This window comes from Alexandriicola marinus, from assembly GCF_004000435.1.
GTDB lineage: Bacteria > Pseudomonadota > Alphaproteobacteria > Rhodobacterales > Rhodobacteraceae > Alexandriicola > Alexandriicola marinus.
On the sequence record NZ_RBVZ01000003.1, the window covers coordinates 90,092 to 107,640 of the forward strand.

Annotated in this window: 20 protein-coding genes and 1 riboswitch; of the genes, 6 read left to right on the forward strand and 14 right to left on the reverse strand. The window is 64.3% G+C overall.

The genetic code is table 11. The annotated features are described in order from the left end of the window. Positions 1–24 precede the first annotated feature (24 nt). From EP376_RS13030 to EP376_RS13040, 3 genes are read left to right on the forward strand one after another with little or no spacing between them, the layout of a single operon-like run. The gene (locus tag EP376_RS13030) at positions 25–729 is read left to right on the forward strand and encodes a hypothetical protein (protein ID WP_238928837.1); all 705 of its coding nucleotides are present in this window, start codon (positions 25–27) and stop codon (positions 727–729) included. Continuing rightward, entirely contained in the window at positions 726–1,832 is a 1,107-nt protein-coding gene (locus tag EP376_RS13035; RefSeq protein ID WP_127656040.1) for an AAA family ATPase, read from the forward strand. Before EP376_RS13030 ends, EP376_RS13035 begins: the two co-directional genes overlap by 4 nt. After that, a complete protein-coding gene (locus EP376_RS13040) occupies positions 1,829–3,049 on the forward strand; it encodes a vWA domain-containing protein (protein WP_240652464.1) in 1,221 nt (406 codons plus the stop codon). Before EP376_RS13035 ends, EP376_RS13040 begins: the two co-directional genes overlap by 4 nt. Positions 3,050–3,087: 38 nt before the next feature. On the opposite strand, the gene EP376_RS13045 is transcribed toward EP376_RS13040, so the two are convergent. After that, positions 3,088–3,936, reverse strand: a complete 849-nt coding sequence (locus EP376_RS13045; protein WP_127656041.1) for a DUF6782 family putative metallopeptidase — start codon at positions 3,934–3,936, stop codon at positions 3,088–3,090. A gap of 150 nt (positions 3,937–4,086) precedes the next feature. Between EP376_RS13045 and EP376_RS13050 the strand changes: the two genes are divergently transcribed. Next, a complete protein-coding gene (locus tag EP376_RS13050; RefSeq protein ID WP_238928838.1) occupies positions 4,087–4,827 on the forward strand; it encodes a heparan-alpha-glucosaminide N-acetyltransferase in 741 nt (246 codons plus the stop codon). Between the two features lie 2 nt (positions 4,828–4,829). On the opposite strand, the gene EP376_RS23020 is transcribed toward EP376_RS13050, so the two are convergent. The 7 genes from EP376_RS23020 to EP376_RS13080 all read right to left on the reverse strand — a co-directional run bounded on the left by EP376_RS23020 (position 4,830) and on the right by EP376_RS13080 (position 9,766). Continuing rightward, positions 4,830–5,000 carry a hypothetical protein gene (locus EP376_RS23020; RefSeq protein WP_164744935.1) on the reverse strand — a complete coding sequence of 57 codons (171 nt, stop codon included), beginning with the start codon at positions 4,998–5,000 and terminating at the stop codon, positions 4,830–4,832. Further along, a complete protein-coding gene (locus tag EP376_RS13055) occupies positions 4,997–5,419 on the reverse strand; it encodes a hypothetical protein (RefSeq protein ID WP_127656042.1) in 423 nt (140 codons plus the stop codon). Before EP376_RS13055 ends, EP376_RS23020 begins: the two co-directional genes overlap by 4 nt. Beyond that, positions 5,409–6,653 carry an agmatinase family protein gene (locus EP376_RS13060; RefSeq protein WP_127656043.1) on the reverse strand — a complete coding sequence of 415 codons (1,245 nt, stop codon included), beginning with the start codon at positions 6,651–6,653 and terminating at the stop codon, positions 5,409–5,411. The genes EP376_RS13055 and EP376_RS13060 overlap by 11 nt, the downstream gene beginning before the upstream one ends. Next, entirely contained in the window at positions 6,634–7,401 is a 768-nt protein-coding gene (locus EP376_RS13065; protein WP_127656044.1) for an ATP-binding cassette domain-containing protein, read from the reverse strand. The genes EP376_RS13060 and EP376_RS13065 overlap by 20 nt, the downstream gene beginning before the upstream one ends. A gap of 22 nt (positions 7,402–7,423) precedes the next feature. After that, positions 7,424–7,807 (reverse strand): nuclear transport factor 2 family protein, encoded by a 384-nt coding sequence (locus EP376_RS13070; protein WP_127656045.1) that lies wholly within the window; start codon positions 7,805–7,807, stop codon positions 7,424–7,426. Positions 7,808–7,870: 63 nt separating this feature from the next. Next, positions 7,871–8,683, reverse strand: a complete 813-nt coding sequence (locus EP376_RS13075) for an ABC transporter permease (protein ID WP_127656046.1) — start codon at positions 8,681–8,683, stop codon at positions 7,871–7,873. Between the two features lie 24 nt (positions 8,684–8,707). Next, positions 8,708–9,766, reverse strand: coding sequence for a putative urea ABC transporter substrate-binding protein (locus tag EP376_RS13080; protein WP_127656047.1), 1,059 nt, complete (start codon positions 9,764–9,766; stop codon positions 8,708–8,710). A 98-nt stretch (positions 9,767–9,864) separates the two neighbouring features. After that, positions 9,865–9,985: riboswitch (guanidine-I (ykkC/yxkD leader) on the reverse strand. Positions 9,986–10,147: 162 nt separating this feature from the next. Between EP376_RS13080 and EP376_RS13085 the strand changes: the two genes are divergently transcribed. Continuing rightward, positions 10,148–10,933 (forward strand): MBL fold metallo-hydrolase, encoded by a 786-nt coding sequence (locus tag EP376_RS13085; protein WP_164744936.1) that lies wholly within the window; start codon positions 10,148–10,150, stop codon positions 10,931–10,933. Here the strand turns inward: EP376_RS13085 and EP376_RS13090 are convergent. The 6 genes from EP376_RS13090 to EP376_RS13115 are packed head-to-tail and all read right to left on the reverse strand — an operon-like array spanning position 10,930 to position 16,221. Then, positions 10,930–11,679 carry a hypothetical protein gene (locus EP376_RS13090; RefSeq protein ID WP_127656049.1) on the reverse strand — a complete coding sequence of 250 codons (750 nt, stop codon included), beginning with the start codon at positions 11,677–11,679 and terminating at the stop codon, positions 10,930–10,932. The two genes, EP376_RS13085 and EP376_RS13090, sit on opposite strands and share 4 nt — an antisense overlap. Further along, positions 11,676–12,290 carry a cysteine hydrolase family protein gene (locus EP376_RS13095; protein ID WP_127656050.1) on the reverse strand — a complete coding sequence of 205 codons (615 nt, stop codon included), beginning with the start codon at positions 12,288–12,290 and terminating at the stop codon, positions 11,676–11,678. The genes EP376_RS13090 and EP376_RS13095 overlap by 4 nt, the downstream gene beginning before the upstream one ends. Before the next feature lie 12 nt (positions 12,291–12,302). Further along, a complete protein-coding gene (locus tag EP376_RS13100; protein ID WP_164744937.1) occupies positions 12,303–13,076 on the reverse strand; it encodes an ABC transporter permease in 774 nt (257 codons plus the stop codon). Positions 13,077–13,099: 23 nt separating this feature from the next. Further along, positions 13,100–14,083: an ABC transporter permease gene (locus EP376_RS13105; RefSeq protein ID WP_127656052.1), complete on the reverse strand. Its 984-nt coding sequence runs from the start codon at positions 14,081–14,083 to the stop codon at positions 13,100–13,102. After that, positions 14,080–15,144 (reverse strand): ABC transporter ATP-binding protein, encoded by a 1,065-nt coding sequence (locus EP376_RS13110; RefSeq protein WP_127656053.1) that lies wholly within the window; start codon positions 15,142–15,144, stop codon positions 14,080–14,082. Before EP376_RS13110 ends, EP376_RS13105 begins: the two co-directional genes overlap by 4 nt. Before the next feature lie 6 nt (positions 15,145–15,150). Continuing rightward, positions 15,151–16,221, reverse strand: a complete 1,071-nt coding sequence (locus tag EP376_RS13115) for an ABC transporter substrate-binding protein (RefSeq protein WP_127656054.1) — start codon at positions 16,219–16,221, stop codon at positions 15,151–15,153. 248 nt (positions 16,222–16,469) lie between these two features. On the opposite strand from EP376_RS13115, the gene EP376_RS13120 reads away from it, so the two are divergent. Then, complete coding sequence (locus EP376_RS13120; protein ID WP_127656055.1) at positions 16,470–17,549, forward strand: isopenicillin N synthase family dioxygenase; 1,080 nt, start codon at positions 16,470–16,472, stop codon at positions 17,547–17,549.

Consider the following 17,549-nt stretch of genomic DNA (forward strand, 5'->3'; position numbering starts at 1 on the left):
CGGCTGCCTCGGGGGCCGCATAGAATGAGCCTGATGGTCGTCACGCCCGAGACGGTGCACAATCCGCGTGCCCTGCGCACCGGAACGGTGCCGCGCAAGATCCTCAAGCGGGTCTTCGTCCTGCCCCGCCGGGGAGAGCGGAGCGCCGGGCTCATCGTCCGCCTCATCGCAGAGGTGGAGGCTCTTCGCTACCTGATCGCTCTGACGCCCTTTGTCGCTGTGGGTCTGATCTGGACCGACCTCGCCCTGCCTTTGGCACAGGCCCCGCTTCTAATGGTGATCGTCATCGGTTTCTTCGAATTGCGCGTCTTGCGGCCCACGGCGGCGAAGCGCGAAAAGCTGATGTCCGAGGACGAGGCCGTCCGCATCGTCGATACGCTGAATTTCCGCGCCCGTGCGATCCTGTCGAGGATTGCGGCACGCCCCGATGCCCCCGGAGGAGAGATCATGCTGGTGGTCGAGCAATCCGATCTGGCCCATGTGCCCACCCTCACGCTTGTGTCGCTGCAAACCGCCGAGGGACGCCCCCGCATCCTGAGCCTCGGCCCCGAGGATCGCGCGATGATCCGGGCGGAGCTTTTCGACGAGGAGTTCACCGAACGGCGCCTGCAAACCGCGAACCTGCGCGAGAACGTCTTTCTGCGATCCGTGGTCTATGACACCCGCGGCGTGACGGCCCATGCCCGGCTGGCCGCGCTCCTCGAGGCTCCGGCGGCGGCCCCGGCATGAGCGTGAACGCACGGATCCTGTCGGCGGGCGACGCGCTCGAGGTGCTCGAGGCGGGCTGGACGGCGCAGAAGGCCGGTGGCCTGACGGTGTCGTGGATGCTGCATGGCCGGCCCGGCGTCGGCAAGACCGACGTGGTCCGCACGCTGGCCGACAGGATCGGGGCAGAGCTGATCGACATCCGCCTGACCACGATCGAGCCGCAGGATCTGCGCGGGCTGCCCTACTACGATCACGACCGGAAGCAGACGGTCTGGTACCGGCCCGAGGATTTGCCCGACGATCCCGATCGCCCCGCGATCCTGTTTCTTGATGAGTTGACGGCGGCCTCGCCCTACCTTCAGCCCACCGTCTACGGCCTGCTGCAGGAGCGGCGCGTGGGTCGGCACCTTCTGCCCGACAGCACCTTCGTGGTGGCTGCCGGCAATACCGTCGACGATGGGGCCATCGCCTATGAAATGGGAACGGCCCTGTCAGACCGTCTGATCCACATGCAGGTGCAGGCCACCGCGCAGGACTGGCTCGAACGCTATGCGGTGGATCGCGGCATCCACCCGGCGGTGACCGCGTTTCTGAGGGCGCGGCCCGATCTTCTGGACACGACCGAGGAAAGCATCCGGCGCGGCGATATCATCGCCTGCACCCCCCGCTCGTGGGAGCGGGTCAGCCGGATTCTGGGCGCCGTCGAGACGCGGGCGATGCGCGACACGATGATCGCGGGCACCGTGGGCAGCGCGGCAGGCGCCGAATTCATGGCCGTCGCCGACGAGATCGCGGCCCTTGTCGCCATCGATGATCTGATCGCGACCCCGAGGGGCAGGCGGGCGGACCTCTATCCCGAAACGCTCAACGGCCTTGTCGGGTTGATCTATGCAGTCGTCGCGCGCGCTGATGCGCAGACGATGCCGGATGCGATCGACATCCTTGCCGATCTTCCGACGCTTGGCGGTGAGGCACGGCGCGCGCTGCCCTTGGCAGAGCTGGCAAGCTTCGGCTTTGAACTGCTGATCCGAAAGGCGCTGAACGAGGGATTGGCCGAGGCGTTCCGGGGATCGGAAAGCTATGCCGCCTATGCCGCGCAGCGCAGGGAAACGGGCGCGCTGTGACAGGCGGCATCCATTCGCGCCGCGCCGCCGCGGCGCTGGCCCGGATGCCCGAGATCGACCCCGCCATCGCGGCGCTCGCGCTTTGGTGCCGGCACCGGGATGACCCCGGCCAGACCCGAACCCGGGGTGATACGATCCTCTATGGTCCCGGCTTTGAGGCGCTCAGCCTGCCCGAACAGACCGGCCTTGCCGCGCATCACGTCCTGCATGTGGCGCTGCGCCATTCGGGGCGGGCCGATGCGCTGGCCGTCCGGCTGGGCGCGGATTTCGACGCCGCGCGCTTTTCGCTGGCCTGCGACGGGCTGATCAACGACCTGCTGATCGAAGGCGGGCACGCGCTGCCCCGGCCTGCCGTCCGCGCGACCGAGCTGATCGACCGTGTCGCCGGGCCCGGCATCGATGCGGCCACGATCATGGCTGAATGGACGGCGGAACGGCTCTACCTCGCGCTACTGCATAAACCGAGCCGGGGGGAGACGCGCGACACGGATACGGCCGACGGCTATGCCCGCGACAAGCAGTTCCAGCCCGATCTGGACGGCGATCCGCAGGAAGACAGCGGCCCGGATACCTGGCGGGCCCGGCTGGAGCAGGCCTTCGCGGCCGGGCGTGCGGCGGGCACCGGGATCGGCCCTGCCCTGCGCCGTTTTGCCGATCTGCCCACGGCCGCCGTCCCTTGGGAGGTGCATCTCAGGCGGCTCCTGCTGCGGGCGGTCAGCGATCACCCCCGGCGCAGCCACAAGCGACCCGCCCACGGCTGGATCGCCCGCGAGGCGATGGCGCGGGCGTCAGGTGGCCCTGTCCCCGTATTCGAACCCGGCCCCGCGCGGGATGCGCGGCGGCCGCGGATCGTTGTCGCGCTTGATACCTCGAGTTCGATCACCGAGGCGCAGCTTGATCTGTTTGCCGCCGAGGCGCTTTCGATCACCCGGCGCAGCGGCGCCGAGACGCATCTTCTGGGCTTCGACACCGAGGTTCACACCAGAACCCGACTGGATCGCGCGGCACTCGAAGGGCTTGAGATGCGCCGCGGCGGCGGCACGGATTTCGCCGATGTCATTGCCGAGGCCGGGCGGCTTGCGCCCTCTATCGCGGTTATTCTGACCGATCTCGACGGGCCGACAGGGGCCGCGCCGGCGTTTCCCGTCTTGTGGGCCGTTCCACATGCGCCGGGCACAGCGCCGTCCTTCGGCACGATCCTCGAGATGGATCGCTGAACCGCAGCTGCGCCTTGCAGGCGATGACAGGCCTGCCGCTACTCGAGGTCCGGTTCTTGACAGTCATAGGCGTCACCCGTCGGCAAACGGCACAGCGCGCGGAACGCCGCATCGTCGACCGAATCATAGCCCGCGATCGCGTGAGTCTGATCCTGCCGGTCCAGATAGGCGCTGCAGGCCGCGCGATAGTAGACTTCGCGCAGGTCGTCGACCTCGTACCAGCGGGCGAAGGCTGCCGTGGTTGCGCGTGCGAAATCCCCGCTATCAGCGATCTCGTCCTCGAAGGCCTGAACGACGGACGACTGACCTGGCCAATCGGCAAGCGCGTCCCAGACCTCCGGTTCGCCCGATTGCCGCAAGACCCAGGCGATCCCCGCGCCAATGGCGCTTGCGTCGGCCTCCATTGCCAGAACCAGCCGGGCCGAGGATTGCATCGACAGGTCAGGGTGAAGGCAGATGCCCATGCTATCCTGCTGGGCGTGCCGCAACTCGTGGATCGCGACCGCCCGCATAAGGCCCGGCTCCAGATCGGCGCGCAGGACGATGCGCCGGCTGCCGACTTCGAAGTAGCCCTGTATCCCGAACAACCGCTCGCCAAGGCAGACCTCAAGCGACGGGTCGTCCAGGATCTCGATCAGGCTGTCGAATTCCCCCAGCGCCGAGCGGAGCCAGACGACCAGCGAGCGGACCTTCTGTTCCTGTTCGGTGGGGGCGGCCTCGAACGGCGGGGAGAGGCAGGTCAGACCTTCAAGATCGGTCTGCGCGAACACGGGCACAGCGCCACATGCGAAGGTAGAGCACGCCGCGATGCGCAGAAGCCGGGTGAGAACTTGGGTCGCCATCCGGTTCAGGATAAGTTGGATCAGGTTGAGCCGGCAATCCTGCAAGGCGGGTCTTGGCCGGGTTGCGGCAGTTGATGCAGGCCAATCGGGGCGCTACCGTCGCGCAATTGGCGACGGCGTGTCGCCGACGAAAGGTTTGTCAGAAAGATCGGGGTCAATGCGGTTTTCGTTGCATTTCATTGTGTCGGGCCGGGCATGACCGTTGACCTCATGAACGCGGATGCCCGCCCGCCGCAGGGCGATCGGATCGTGATCGTCGATCTGGCGCGGAGCGCGGCGCTTCTGGGCATGATCGTCTTTCACTTCGTCACCGACCTCGAATTGTTCGAACTGATCGAACCGGGCACGACACTTCAGGGCGGATGGTACGTGATGGCACGGGTCGTCGCCGGAAGCTTTCTGTTCCTTGTGGGGATCAGCCTTGTTCTGGCGCATGGCCGTGGCATCCGGTGGCGGCCGTTCTGGCGGCAGATCGCACTTATCGCAGGGGCGGCCCTGATCATCTCGGTGGTGACCTACGTGGCGATGCCCGGCAGCTTTGTCTATTTCGGCATCCTGCACGTCATCGTCGTGGCGAAGCTGGCGGGCTTGCTGGTGGTAGTGCGGCCTGCGTGGCTTGCCGCGCTTGCCGCGGCGATCGTGCTGGGGGTCTGGGCGCGGTTCGGGTTGTCCTTGCCGCTAGATCCGTGGCTTGGCTGGACCGGGCTTGCCGCGCGGCCGCGCCCGGCGCTGGATCTGATCCCGATCTTTCCGTGGCTGGCGCCGATGTTCCTTGGCATCGTCGTGGCCAAGCTTGTCGACATGCGGGCCTTGCCGGGGCCACGGACAAGGTTTGCCCGGGCGCTTGCATGGCCCGGGCAACACAGTCTCGCGGTCTATCTGCTGCACCAGCCGGTGCTGATCGGTCTGCTGTGGCTGGGGCTTCAGCTGGCCTGAGCCTAGCGGCGACCCCGCCCCGCGACATAGGCCAGTGTCGCCACCAGAGCGATGCCGATGGCCCAGGCCAGGCCTTCGATGGAATGGACATGCGCCGTGCCATCAGTGTGGGCGAGCGCGGGCAGCGCGGCAAGCGGGGTCAGCGCCGTGGCGAGCGTGAGGAATTTCTTCATTCGTGATGCTCCTTGGTTTTGTGGGCGAGGAAGTCGCGGATATCGAGAAGGGATTTTTCGTCCATCGAGACATAGACAAGCGCCATGTTCGTCCGTTCGCTGACCATCTCTCCGGGGAAGGGAAGATAGCTCAGTTCGCGTGATCCGAAGGACGGGGAGGCGGTGCCCACCTGCCATTCGGTGGTCAGCGACACGTCCACCAGCTTGAGCGCCTTGGCGCCCGCGCTGCCGGGCCTTTCGAACGGAACACCGGCAAGCCGCAGATAGGCTGTCTTATCGGCGGCCTGAACAAAGCCGTCGATGAACTGGGTCGCCAGAACCTGGATGTCGGCGGCCTCGTCCTCGGGCTGCATGTGGCTGTGCAGGTGATCGTGGCTGTGGTTGTGGCCGATATGGCCGTTGACGATGTCATGTGGCATTGGACCACCTCTTGCCTTCGAATTCGCCGTGCGGGATCGTGACGGGCTTGTCGATATGGCGCTTGTGCTTGCCCAGATTGCCCGAGGCGACGAGCGATCCCAGCACATCCACGATCACGCGCGTGCCCATCAGCGCGGTGATGTCGCTGGTGTCATAGGGCGGCGAGACTTCGACCAGCTCCATACCGCAGATGCCCTCGGCCGCGACCTTGGACGCCAGTGCCAGCGCCTCGCGCGGGAGGAAACCGCCGGGTTCCGGCCAGCCTGTGCCGGGGACGAAGCCGCAGTCGATCGAATCGATGTCGAAGGACATGTAGACCATGTCGACCCCGTCCCACGCCATCTCGAGCGCCATTTCGGCGGTCTTGTCGATGCCCATCGCTTCCATGTCGGACATGGTGATGATGTTGGTCTCGCGCTCGCGGGCGACCTTGACCGCCTCGCGCGGGACCTGCCAGCCGCCGATGCCCACCTGCACGAGGTTCTTGGCGGGCACGTTGGGCAGGTTCGTCGAATGGAACCACGGGGTGGTGTGCATCCGCTCGTCGAGATCCTTTTCCTGGATGTCGGCATGCCGGTCGAAATGCACGATCCCGATCTTCTTGGAGGTGCATTCCGCGATGCCGCGCACGCAGGGGAAGCCGATCGAATGGTCACCGCCGATCATGATCGGCAGGGAGCCGGACGAGAACACATGGCTCACCGCGCGGCTGATCTGGTCGAAGCTCTTCTCGATATTGGCGGGGATGGTGAAGACATCGCCCGCGTCGCACAGCGTCATCTGCTCGCGAAGATCGACACCCATTTCATAATTGTAAGGCGTATAGAGAGCCGAGATCTTGCGAACGCCTTGTGGTCCGAACCTTGTGCCGGGGCGGTAAGTTGTGCCGCCGTCAAACGGGATGCCCAGAACAGTGGCGTCATAATCCTTTACCTCCGTCACATCCTCGGCGTAGGGCGCCTTGAGGAAGGTGTTGATGCCCGCGTAGTGCGGCAGCTCGCCCCGCGCGAAGGTGGGGATCGACTTGTCTTCGATGGTGTCGGCGCCGGTCAGGCCCATGCGCAGCGCCCAGCGGCGCTCTTCGTCCCAGCGGCCCTCGGGAAGGTCTCCCTCGGCCTGCATGGCCTTCCAGCCGCGCAGCTTGGTCAAATCCGGGTGGTGATGCCGCCGATCTGACAGGCGCCGGTCGGCCGGATGATGCGATCGCGATCGCTCAGGCGGGGCGAAAAACATGGGTGTCCTCCTTGATGCGTTGAAACGGGATGCCGCCATCGCGGGCATCGAAATCGTAGGTGATGGTGGCGCCATAGGCGTTGGGGTCGTGCGGATCCCAGCGCGGCTTGTCGAAGACAAGGACCCGGTCGCCCAGCTTGAACCCCTCTTCGAGGTCATGGGTCACCATGAAGACGGTCATGCCCGTCTCCTCGCGCAGATCCTGCAGGAAATCATGCATCGACAGCCGTGTGCCGGGATCGAGCGCGCCGAACGGCTCGTCGAGCAGAAGGATCCGGGGCTTTGCCGTCAGCGCCTGCCCGATGGCGAGGCGCTGCTGCATCCCGCCCGAGAGCGTCGCAGGATACTGATCGGCCACATGATCGAGACCGATGCGTCTGAGCGTCTCGTCCGCCCGGTCGCGCGCCGCGCGTTTCGCGGCCCCCGAAAACATGCCCCATCTGGTGCGAAAGCTTTCGCCCGCGACGATATTGTCGCGAACGGTCATGTGCGGAAAGACGGAATACCGCTGAAAGACGACGCCGCGATCGCGGCCCGGCTCCTCGGCGGGTTCGGCGCCGGCCACTCGAATCTCGCCCCGGGTCGGGCGCTCCTGCGCGAGAAGAAGCCGAAGGAAGGTGGATTTGCCGCAGCCCGATGCACCCACGATCGAGATGAATTCCCCTTCCTCGACCGTCACGTTCACGCGCTGCAGGATCGGACGCGTTCCGTAGGACTGGAAGATGTCTCTGGCGACGACGAAACTCATGCCCGGCCTCCCGGGCTGAGGGTCAGAACATGCCGTTCTCGTTCGCGCTGACCTTCGGCATGACCTGAAGCACATCCCAATGCTCGACCACCTTGCCCTCCGCATCGAGGCGGAAGATGTCGATGCCGGCATAATCCTCCGATGTCGGCCATTGCTGGTGACAGTGCAGCACCACGTAGTCGCCCTCTGCGATCACACGCTTGAACGTGACGCACTTGCCCGGATGCTCTCGGGCCATCCGTTCGAAATAGTCGATGAAGGCTTCCTTGCCGTCTCCCACATGCGGGTTGTGCTGGATGTATCTGTTGCCGGCATACCGTTCGATTGCGTCGCGCGGGCGGCACTCGTTGAACATCATGTCGTAGAAGGCGGTGACCGTCGCCTTGTTCGTCTCTGGATCGGGCATGTGTCGCTCCGGCGTTAAGTCGCCGGTTCAGGAGACCACATGGCCCATGGATCGCGCAACCGTTCACAGGCTCGCCTCCGTCCAGGGGAACAGCCGGCGCGACAGCCAGCGCAGGACCATGTCCATCATGAAGGCGAGAAACGTGATCCAGATGACATAGGTCAGGATGATGTCCATCGCGAGGAACCGCCGCACGAGGAAGATGCGGTAGCCCAGCCCGCGTTCGGCGGCGATGGCTTCGGCCGCGATCAGGAACAGCCATGCCGGGCCCAGCGACAGGCGCACCGCCTGTATCAGGCGGGGCAGAAGCTGTGGCAGCGCGACCCGGAGCGCGATGACGAAGGTAGAGGCGCCCAGCGTCTCTGCCTTCACGATCATCTCGCGCGGGATCTCGATCACCCGGGCTGACAGATCGCGGATCAGGAAGGGCAGGATGCCCACGATGATCAGGACGACCTTGGACAATTCCCCAAGGCCAAAGACGATGAAGAGAATGGGCAGAACCGCCAGTGGCGGGATCATCGACACCACCGCGACAAACCCCGCCAACGTGGCGCGCACATAGGGGAGCAGGCCGATCAGAAGCCCGAGGATCGTGGCCAGAACGGCCGAGATGCCGACACCAAGCCCCAGCCGGATCAGGCTCGCGGCCGTATCGCCCCACAGGAGGATCTTTTCCGACCTCTGATCGGGCATGGTGAACAGCCGGTGCGCCGTTTCGGCGATGGTGGAGGGGGCGGGCAGGAGCTTGTCCGACGGGTTGGCGGTCAGACGGATGTCCGAACCTATCGCATAGGCTCCGAACGCCAGCAGAAACGGAAGTGCGACAAGCGCTGTCCGCGTCAGCCGGCCGGGATGCCTGTTGATCAACCTCAAGGGACTGCTCCCACCCGCGCCGGATCAGAGCGCGCCGTCGGCGGCCATTTGCATATAGGTCGTGTCGAAGCGGAACTGAACGTTGCCTTCGTCGCCCGTCACCGATCCGTCAGGATAGGCGATGCCCACGAAATCGGCAGAGGGCGCGCCCACGCCAAGGATGCCCTTGTCGAACAGGAACTCGGCCACGTTGATCATGGTCGCAGGCAATTCGGCGCTTTGTGTGAACGCCACCGCATCGGCGGGATCATAGAACATCTGGGTCGAGGCAAGCTGCGCCTGATATCCCGCCAGATCGGTGCCCGAGGCCTCGGCCATGGCGGTCAGCACGTCTTCATCGCCGGCGGCCATCAGGCCCATCACTTCGTACCAAGCGCCCACAAGCGCCTTGCCGAAATCGGGATTGGCCTCGAGCGTTTCGGTATTCACCACCATCAGGTCGATGATCTCGCCCGGTATGTCGGAGCTGTCGAAGACGCTCTTGGCGTTGGGATCTTCGAGTATGGTCGACACGAGCGGGTTCCACGTCACCACCGCTTCGACGTCAGGCGTCGCGAAGGCTGCGATCATGTCGGCGTCCGAGGTGTTGATCACGGAGGCGAGGTCCGCCTCGCGCAGGCCGACACTGTCGAGCGCGCGGGCCAGCAGGTAGTGAGAAACCGACAGCTCTACCAGGTTGACCGGCTTGCCCGCCAGATCGGCCAGCTCGCCGTCGCCCTTGAGGATCACCGCGTCATTTCCGTCGGAGAAGTCCCCGACGATCAGGGCGGTGGTGTCGACGCCGCCGCCTGCGGGGATCGACAAGGTATCCATGTTGGTGGCGGACACGCCGTCGAAGGCGCCTGCGGTGTATTGGTTGATGGATTCGACATAATCGTTGATCTGAACGATCTCGACATCGATCCCGTATTTTTCGGCCCATTTGTCCATGATGCCGGAGTCTTCAAGATAGCCCCACGGCATCCAGCCCACATAGATCGACCAGGCGACGCGGAATTCGGTTCTGTCCTGGGCGACGGCGGGTGCGGTGGCGCCGATGGTCAGCGCGGCAGCAACTGCGGCGATCGTGCGGAATTCTGGCATGGGATATCCCCCTTATGCGACGTTCCGCCAAAAACGATGGTATCGGGGGGACCGAGGCGGAACGGGAGAGATCGGTCAGCCCCCAAAATATCGCAGTGCTCTCCCGGGATTTTGCCCCGCCGTGTACCGAGACCGGAATTTGCCGGCACGGTGGCGTCTCTCGGACCAGACCCTCGGGGAGGAGGAGGAGGTTGAGGCGGAACCCTAGACACCCTGCTTGACCTCAACGATGCAGCAGCACAGCGGGGAGTCACGGATTCGCGCCCGTTTGCGGGGCAAAGCGCGGGCTTGGCGCCTGCTTTTTGGGCATCTATCGGGGGTGGTGGTCACGAAAGCAGCGGAAAGATGGCATTTTCGCATGTCCCGTCTCAGGTTCGGGGCATGACATATCCCGTCGCTTTGCCGTGGTACGGCCTGACCTCGCTGGATGATCGGACATGGTGCCTGACCGAGCCCCATGTGCACCCGATCTTTTCCGCAAATATCTTTCTCGTGCTGGGCCGCGACGCGGATCTGGTGATCGACAGCGGGATGGGCATCGCACCGTTGCGACCGGTGATCGACGGCATAAGGCCCGATCCCGCAAAGCCGCTGATCCTGTTTACGACCCATGCCCATGTCGATCACATCGGCGCGGCGCATGAGTTCGAAACGCGTCTGGCCCACCCTCTCGAGGCCGAAGAGATGGCGGATCCGACGCCCTACAGCCTCGATAGCGCGGATATCCCCGACCGGTTCCGCCAGCTGTTCCTCGACGCGGGCTATCCGCCGCTCTGGCCGATGCTCATCGATGCGATCCCGCACGAAGGATATGATCCCTCTCGCTATCGCCTGACGGGGGCTGCGCCGACCTCGCTGGTCCGCGACGGCGACGTCGTCGATCTGGGTGACTGGCGCGCCGAGGTGCTGCACCTGCCCGGCCATTCGCCGGGGCAGATCGGCCTCTGGCACGACGCGAGCGGCACACTCTTCGGCGCGGACGCCATCTATGACGGGCCGCTGATCTATGACGGCCCGGGGATGAGCGTGCCGGATTACGCGGCCAGCCTGAAACGCATTCGCGATCTGCCGGTCAAGCAGGTCTATGGCGGCCATGATCCTGCGTTCGGGCCGGAACGGCGCGATGAGATCGTGAACCGCTATCTCGACCTCTGGGGCGAGGCTTAGGCCGCCACAACATGCGCCGGGCGCGGGGCAAGCGCCTCGGTCCGTTCGGTGCCGTTGAAATCCATGTCATGCAGGATGAACCCGTCGGCCGTGCGGGTCAGGACGGGACGCCCCTGCATCAGCGGATTGGTCGCCTGATCGGCCATGCCGCTGGCGCCCTTCCAGCGCCCCAGAACGTGCAGGCGCGAGAAGACATCGGCAAGACCGTCGGGACGCCGTCCCTGATCGAGTGCCGCGATGATCTCTGCCGTCGCGGGCGCGTCCGGATCGCCCAGCCCCAGAACGAACCGGTGACCCACCGTGACTAGGAAGCCTGTCCGGCCCGAGGGCCCGGTCAGTTCGATCCCTTCGGAGGGGTCGTCATCCAGCCGGTGCCACAACTCGGCATATTCGGCATGGACGCCGGTTTCCGTCAGGGCGCCGTTATCGTCGATCGCCATATGGCCCGCGTCGATGACCTCGGTGGCGCCGTGCCAGTTGATCCGTCGCTCCCACGTGCAGATATCGTTCTCGACGGTGATATGACCGGCGAAGCCCTCGGCTTCCAGCAGCCGGCGCAGGGTGCGGGGGGCCAGATCGCTCAGCGCGGCGGCCCCCCGGATATCCGGGCGATCGGCGGGAATGCGGACATCGGCATAAAGGCTGCCGGCCTGCATCCAGTGCACCGAGGTCAGACGATCCTCGACGCCCGGCGCCCGGAGCCACGCGCGCCGCCAATGGCCCTGAAGATCGCCGGCCCCGATCATTCGGCGGCGATCCGCGCCGATCCCATCTCGGCGATGATGTCGGCCGCACTGATCACGGCGCCTTCCTGCAGGTATTCCATCGCGTTGAGCGAGGCCTGATGCGCCTCGGGCGATGTGCCGCCGACGCAATCGGCCACAACCCGGCAGTAGTAATCGTGCTGATGCCCGTCGACGAAGGAATAATGCACGCAGACATCCGTCATGCCGCCGACCATGATCAGCGTCTCGGCCTTCAGCCCCTTGAGAAGGATTTCCATCTCGGTCCCGAAGAAACAGGAATAGCGCCGCTTGGGGACGAAATAATCGCCGGGTTGACGGCCCATTTCCTCGAAGGCGACGGGCGTGCCGGGTTCGCCTTCCATGCAGTGGATGCTTTCCGACCCGTCAAGCTCGCGGCCGTAATCGATCATGTCGCGGCGGTGGATTTCCTGGATGAAGATCACGGGAATACCATTCTCGTGGGCCGCATCCACGACGCTGCGCGCGCGCTCCATGTTCTGGCGATAGCCGTCCATCACGGGAATGCCGGCCTTCACGTCCATGAAGGCGCTTTTCTGGATGTCGATGACAAGAAGTGCGGCCTTGCCGACGATGGTAGGTTGGCGGGGCATGGGAAATCCTCCTCAGTTGCGGGATTGGTCCGCGCCCATTAGGCGCGGAAGGTCGCCCCAGCGGGCGACTGCGGAAAAGACCAGAACGGACACCACGATGAAGGTGATCGCAGCCACCGCCATCGTGGGCGTGTAACCGTTCCGGAGCGAGTTGAAGATCTGCAGTGTCACCGTCGCGTAGGACGATGCCGAGACGAAGAACATCACGATGAATTCGTTGAACGACAGGACCAGCACAAAGAAGAAACCCGAGATCGTGTAGGGCACCGTCTGCGGCAGGACGACCGTCCGGAACGTCACGGCCTCTGTCGCGCCCATGGTCGCGGCCGCATCCAGATGCGCGCGGTCAATCGCGCGCAACCCGATGGAGATCGTGACAAGGGGTAGGGCCATCAGCAGGATCGCATGGCTCACGACGCCTGCCCAGATTTCGCCCAGCCCACCGGTGAACCCCCAGAAGAACCCGAGCCCCACGCCAAAGACGATGGGCGGCACGGCAAAGGGCAGGGACCCGAGGCCCGCCAATACCTGTGACAGCCGCGACCCGGTCGACCACAGAAGATAGGCGATCGGCCAGGCCAGCAGAACGGCCAGCGTCGCCGCCCCGAAGGCCACGATCAGCGAATTGCCAAGCGCATTCGTCCAGACCGTCTCGTAGATGAAGAATTCCCCGAACCGGGCAAGCGTCGGCTCGCGCGGCGGAAAGGTCATCGTGCGCCCGCCGTTCAGGGCGGCGCCGCAGACCACGACGATGGGCAGCGCCAGAACGATCGCCGACAATGCCATATATATGTGCCCAATCCCCCGCATCATCGCGCCTCCGACCAGCGGTTCAGCGTGTGTCCAAGGACAAGGCACACGCTCGCCGACACCAGCAGGATCACGGCCTGCGTCGCGCCGAAGGGCGCGTTCAGGTTCGCCCCGCGCACGTTGGAATAGATCGCCACCGCCGTCGTGTGTTTCGAGGGATCGGCAAAGACCGTGATCGCCACGTAGGTGCCCAGCAGGAACACGAACAGAAGAAGCGTCGTGCCGAACAGCGGCAGCCGGACCGACGGCAGGGTGACGGTGCGCAGCACGGTCAGGTTGCCCGCGCCCATCGTCCGCGCCGCCTCGCTCAGCGATGGGTCGAGCCGCGAAAGCGCCGGATAGAGCAGGATCACCGAATAAGGCCAGACGAGATAGCTCATCGTCAGGATCGTGGCGAATTCGGATGTCTTGAATTTCACGTTTCGGGGATTGGCGAGCCCCCATTCCCTGAGCGTGTCGAACCAGCCCACGGCCTTGAGCCAGTCGGTCAGGCCGGTGGATTTGAACAGGGCCGGAAGGCCGGAATTGTTCGACAGAAGGATGTCCCAGCCCATCACGATGAAGACCTCGGACAGCGACAACGACGACAGGATGAACACCAGCCAAGCCGCCTGTGCCCTGCGCGACAGCCGCGTCAGCGCCAGCGTGAAGGGAAGCGCCGTTATCACCGCGAGTATCGAGGCGATGACCGCGTACCAGAACGAATAGCCAAGCTGCTGCAGGTAAAGGAATGTCACCTCGTCGGGCCAAAGGGTGCCCACGAAGAAGCGTTGGTAATTCTCGAAGGTGAAGTCCCAGACCCAGGCGGCGCCTTCGATCTTGCGGCCAAAGGAAATCGCGATCACCAGCAGGAATGGCACGACACAGAAGAGCGCGATCAGCGCGGTCAGGCCCCACGGCAGAACCCGCGACCAGCGGAACGGCGCCCGCGCCGGGGCGGTCTCTTCGCCCAAGGGCGGATCGATGCCGTCCGCGACGCTCATTCCGCGGCCATCGCGGCGGTCGGGTGCGGGAAGACGTGAAGCGCGTCCGGCGGCAGGCGCACTTCGACGTGGTCGCCCGTCTTCATCGGTCGGGCGCCTTCGCCGATCGCGTATTCGACGACCATCGGCCCGATCGCGGTATCAAGGTGATATTCCCGGTGCGGACCAAGGTCGCGGACAAAGGTTATGGTCGCGGGCAGACGGTTCGGACCCTCGGCATCATCGAGGGCCGCACGTTCGGGCCGGATCGCCACGCGAACCTGATAGCCTGCGTGAAATTTCGATTTGCTGACAAGCGTCTGGTCTCCCACGCGGATGCCGCCCGCCTCGGCCACACCGTCAAAGAAATTCGCCTTGCCGATGAAATCCGCGACAAAGGCGTTTTCCGGCCGGTGATAGATATCCTGGGGCGAGCCCACCTGTTCCACCCGCCCATTCGACATCACGACAATGCTGTCGGCCATTGTCATCGCTTCGCGCTGATCATGGGTGACGACGATCGTGGTGATGCCAAGCCGCTGTTGCAGCAGACGCAGCTCGACCTGCATCTCTTCGCGCAACTTTGCGTCAAGCGCTGACATCGGTTCATCCAGAAGGAAGACATCCGGTTCCTGCGCAAGGGCCCTTGCGATGGCCACGCGCTGACGCTGGCCGCCCGACAATTCCCCGATGCGTCGGTCGCCCATGGCCGACAATTGCACGAGGTCCAGTAGCGTGGATGCCTTTTCCGCGGCGGCCGTCTTCGACGCGCCGGAAATGGTCAGCGAATAGGCCACGTTTTCCCGCACGTTCAGATGCGGGAACAGCGCGAAACTCTGGAACACCATGCCGAACTTGCGCTTGTGGGCGGGCAGATCGGTGATGTTGCGTTTGCCCAGCGTGATCGAACCGGTCGAGGGCGCCTCGAGGCCTGCGATCATCCGCAAGAGCGTGGTCTTGCCGCAGCCCGACGGTCCGAGGAGGGCGGTCAACGCACCCTCCTCGAAGGTCAGGTCGGCCTGTTCGACGGCAAGGGTGCCGCCGAACCGCTTTGTGATCCCCTTGAGAACAAGGCCGGACATTGGCGCTTATGCCCCTGCCAGCATCTTGTCCCAGGTTTCCTTGATGAACGTCTCGTTGTCGAGATAGGCCTCGTAGGCGGGCTTGATCGACGGCGTGCCCGAGACGAAGGTGAATTCCTCGTCGCTCAGATCGGTCAGCGACTTGTCCACCAGCGGCGCGGTGCCGATCATCCGGCTCATCAGGGCCTGCGTCGCCGGGTCGGACGAATAGTTGATGAACTCGGCCGCTTCGGCGCTCTTGTCCGACAGCGAGGACAGGCACCACGAGCCGTAATCCTGCGGGTTTCCTTCCTTCGGGAACAGCGGCTGGATCGGGAAGCCGTCGGCCATCATGAGGTTGGCCACGTCGAGGTAATACTGGCCGCCGATCACGTCGCCGTTCTTCATCGACTGTTCCATCTGGCTTTCGGCCGACCACCAGAGCGCGACATTGGGCTTGATCTCGGCTGCCTTCTCGATCAGCGCGACGATCCCGTCCTGCGTGGCAAAGGTGGCCTCACCTTCGAAGAAGGTCGCGGCAACGATGTCGAGGAACTGCGAGTTGTAGTTGCGCGACAGGCCCAGTGACGATTCGTAGAGAGAGCTGTCCCAGAAATCGGCCCAGCTTTCCGGCGCGTCCACCTCGTTGGGGTTGATGACCATCGCCGTGAACCACGACATCGCGCCAACGCCCAGCGGGCCTTCGTTGCCTTCGAACACGAAGTAGGGATCGAGGTTCGACGTGGCCGGCATGGCCGACAGGTCCAGCGGCTGCAAGAGCCCGCCAATCCGGCTTGCCTTGATCAGCGTGTCGCGCGCGTAAAGCGACAGGTCAGCCGGAACGCTGCCCGCGGCGGTGGCCTGCTGCATGGTGACAAGCCAGTCGGTCGAGTTGGGCTGGGTCACGCTTTCGATGGCGATGCCGGTCGCTTCGGTAAAGGCGGGATAGACATGTTCCTTGAAGCTGTTCTCGAAATAGCCGCCGTAGGAGCCGATCTTGAGGCTGCGATCCTGCGCGATCAGCGGTGCACCGAGGCTCGATGCCGCAAAGGTGGCGGCGCCGGTCTTTAGAAGGCTGCGTCGATTCATTCTTGTCATGTTCGATCCTTTATTCACGGCCGCGTGGGCGCAGCTCGCCCGCCGTGGCTCCCCTGTTGATGGTTGGACTGCGCGGCAGACGGCCCCGTCCGGTCAACGCGACCTGACCCAAAACGCGCCGACCATGCAGTCAAACGATCAAATTTTGAGCGTCGGTTAACGGATCGGAAACTTTCTTAATCGCCGCTGATTCCCATCTCCCGCGGGCGTGGGACAGTCGGTCGATCAACGGAATCGGAGAAAACCACATGACCCGCGCGACCATTTCTGATGACCAGAAGGCCCTCACGATCGACGACGCCACGTTGCCTGTCATCGACCTGTCGGGCCTGTTCACGGACGATCCCGAAGACAAGGCGCAGGTCGCCGCGGCGCTGGGCGAAGCCGCCCGCACATCGGGCTTCTTCTACATAACCGGTCACGGCATTCCGCAGGACCTGATCGACGCGATGTTCGCGGCGTCAAAGGAATTCCACTACAAGCCGCGCAGCTACAAGATGAAGTATTGGTCGGGCTTCACCACCAATCATCGCGGCTATGTTCCCCTTGAAGAGAACGGCTCCGATTTCCCCAAACAGATCAATTTCAACGAAGCCTGGGACATGTCCTACGAGGCGCCGGCGGATCATCCCGACTACCTCGCGGGCTGGCGGATGACCGGGCCGAACATCTGGCCCGATATCCCCGGCTGGAAGGATACGGTCGCCACCTATTACGACAACGTCTTCGATCTTGGCCTGCGCCTGCTGGATGCCCTTGCTCTCGAGCTTGGGGTCGAACCCGAAGAGCTGACCCAGCACATCACCTATCCCACGTCGCAGTTGCGGATGCTGCGATATGTGCCCAACGACATGCCCGCCACGAAGGATATCGTCGGCATCGCCGCGCATTCGGATTTCGAATGCTTCACGATCCTGCTTCAGGGCGGACCGGGTCTTCAGGTCATGAATGCCGAGGATGTCTGGATCGAGGCGCCGCCGATCCCGGGATGTTTCATCGTCAATATCGGCGACATCTTCGAGACGTGGTCGGGTGGGCAGTTCAAGTCGACACAGCACCGCGTCGTCAATTCCGGCAATGAACGGTTCTCGTTCCCGCTGTTCTTCGGCCTTGATTACCATGCCATTGTCGAGCCGCTGGAGAAGTTCCGCACGCCCGAGACGGTCGAGAAATACCCCGCCATGAAGGCGGGTGACCACTTGATGCGCATGTCGATCAACGCCTTCCGCTACATGGCCGAGGCGCGCGCAGCGGGAGATTTGATCCCGGAATACGAGGTGCCCGACGAAAATCCGTTCAAGCGTGAGGCAAAGCAGCCCGACGCCTGA

What these genes read in the sequence shown, in the direction of transcription:
- EP376_RS13030 (WP_238928837.1), top strand. Translation starts at nt 25, where the DNA reads ATGAGCCTGATGGTCGTCACGCCCGAGACGGTGCACAATCCGCGTGCC.
- EP376_RS13035 (WP_127656040.1), top strand. Translation starts at nt 726, where the DNA reads ATGAGCGTGAACGCACGGATCCTGTCGGCGGGCGACGCGCTCGAGGTG.
- EP376_RS13050 (WP_238928838.1), top strand. Translation starts at nt 4,087, where the DNA reads ATGACCGTTGACCTCATGAACGCGGATGCCCGCCCGCCGCAGGGCGAT.
- EP376_RS23020 (WP_164744935.1), bottom strand. Translation starts at nt 5,000, where the DNA reads ATGAAGAAATTCCTCACGCTCGCCACGGCGCTGACCCCGCTTGCCGCG.
- EP376_RS13055 (WP_127656042.1), bottom strand. Translation starts at nt 5,419, where the DNA reads ATGCCACATGACATCGTCAACGGCCATATCGGCCACAACCACAGCCAC.
- EP376_RS13060 (WP_127656043.1), bottom strand. Translation starts at nt 6,653, where the DNA reads ATGTTTTTCGCCCCGCCTGAGCGATCGCGATCGCATCATCCGGCCGAC.
- EP376_RS13065 (WP_127656044.1), bottom strand. Translation starts at nt 7,401, where the DNA reads ATGAGTTTCGTCGTCGCCAGAGACATCTTCCAGTCCTACGGAACGCGT.
- EP376_RS13070 (WP_127656045.1), bottom strand. Translation starts at nt 7,807, where the DNA reads ATGCCCGATCCAGAGACGAACAAGGCGACGGTCACCGCCTTCTACGAC.
- EP376_RS13080 (WP_127656047.1), bottom strand. Translation starts at nt 9,766, where the DNA reads ATGCCAGAATTCCGCACGATCGCCGCAGTTGCTGCCGCGCTGACCATC.
- EP376_RS13085 (WP_164744936.1), top strand. Translation starts at nt 10,148, where the DNA reads ATGACATATCCCGTCGCTTTGCCGTGGTACGGCCTGACCTCGCTGGAT.
- EP376_RS13090 (WP_127656049.1), bottom strand. Translation starts at nt 11,679, where the DNA reads ATGATCGGGGCCGGCGATCTTCAGGGCCATTGGCGGCGCGCGTGGCTC.
- EP376_RS13095 (WP_127656050.1), bottom strand. Translation starts at nt 12,290, where the DNA reads ATGCCCCGCCAACCTACCATCGTCGGCAAGGCCGCACTTCTTGTCATC.
- EP376_RS13100 (WP_164744937.1), bottom strand. Translation starts at nt 13,076, where the DNA reads ATGGCATTGTCGGCGATCGTTCTGGCGCTGCCCATCGTCGTGGTCTGC.
- EP376_RS13105 (WP_127656052.1), bottom strand. Translation starts at nt 14,083, where the DNA reads ATGAGCGTCGCGGACGGCATCGATCCGCCCTTGGGCGAAGAGACCGCC.
- EP376_RS13110 (WP_127656053.1), bottom strand. Translation starts at nt 15,144, where the DNA reads ATGTCCGGCCTTGTTCTCAAGGGGATCACAAAGCGGTTCGGCGGCACC.
- EP376_RS13115 (WP_127656054.1), bottom strand. Translation starts at nt 16,221, where the DNA reads ATGACAAGAATGAATCGACGCAGCCTTCTAAAGACCGGCGCCGCCACC.
- EP376_RS13120 (WP_127656055.1), top strand. Translation starts at nt 16,470, where the DNA reads ATGACCCGCGCGACCATTTCTGATGACCAGAAGGCCCTCACGATCGAC.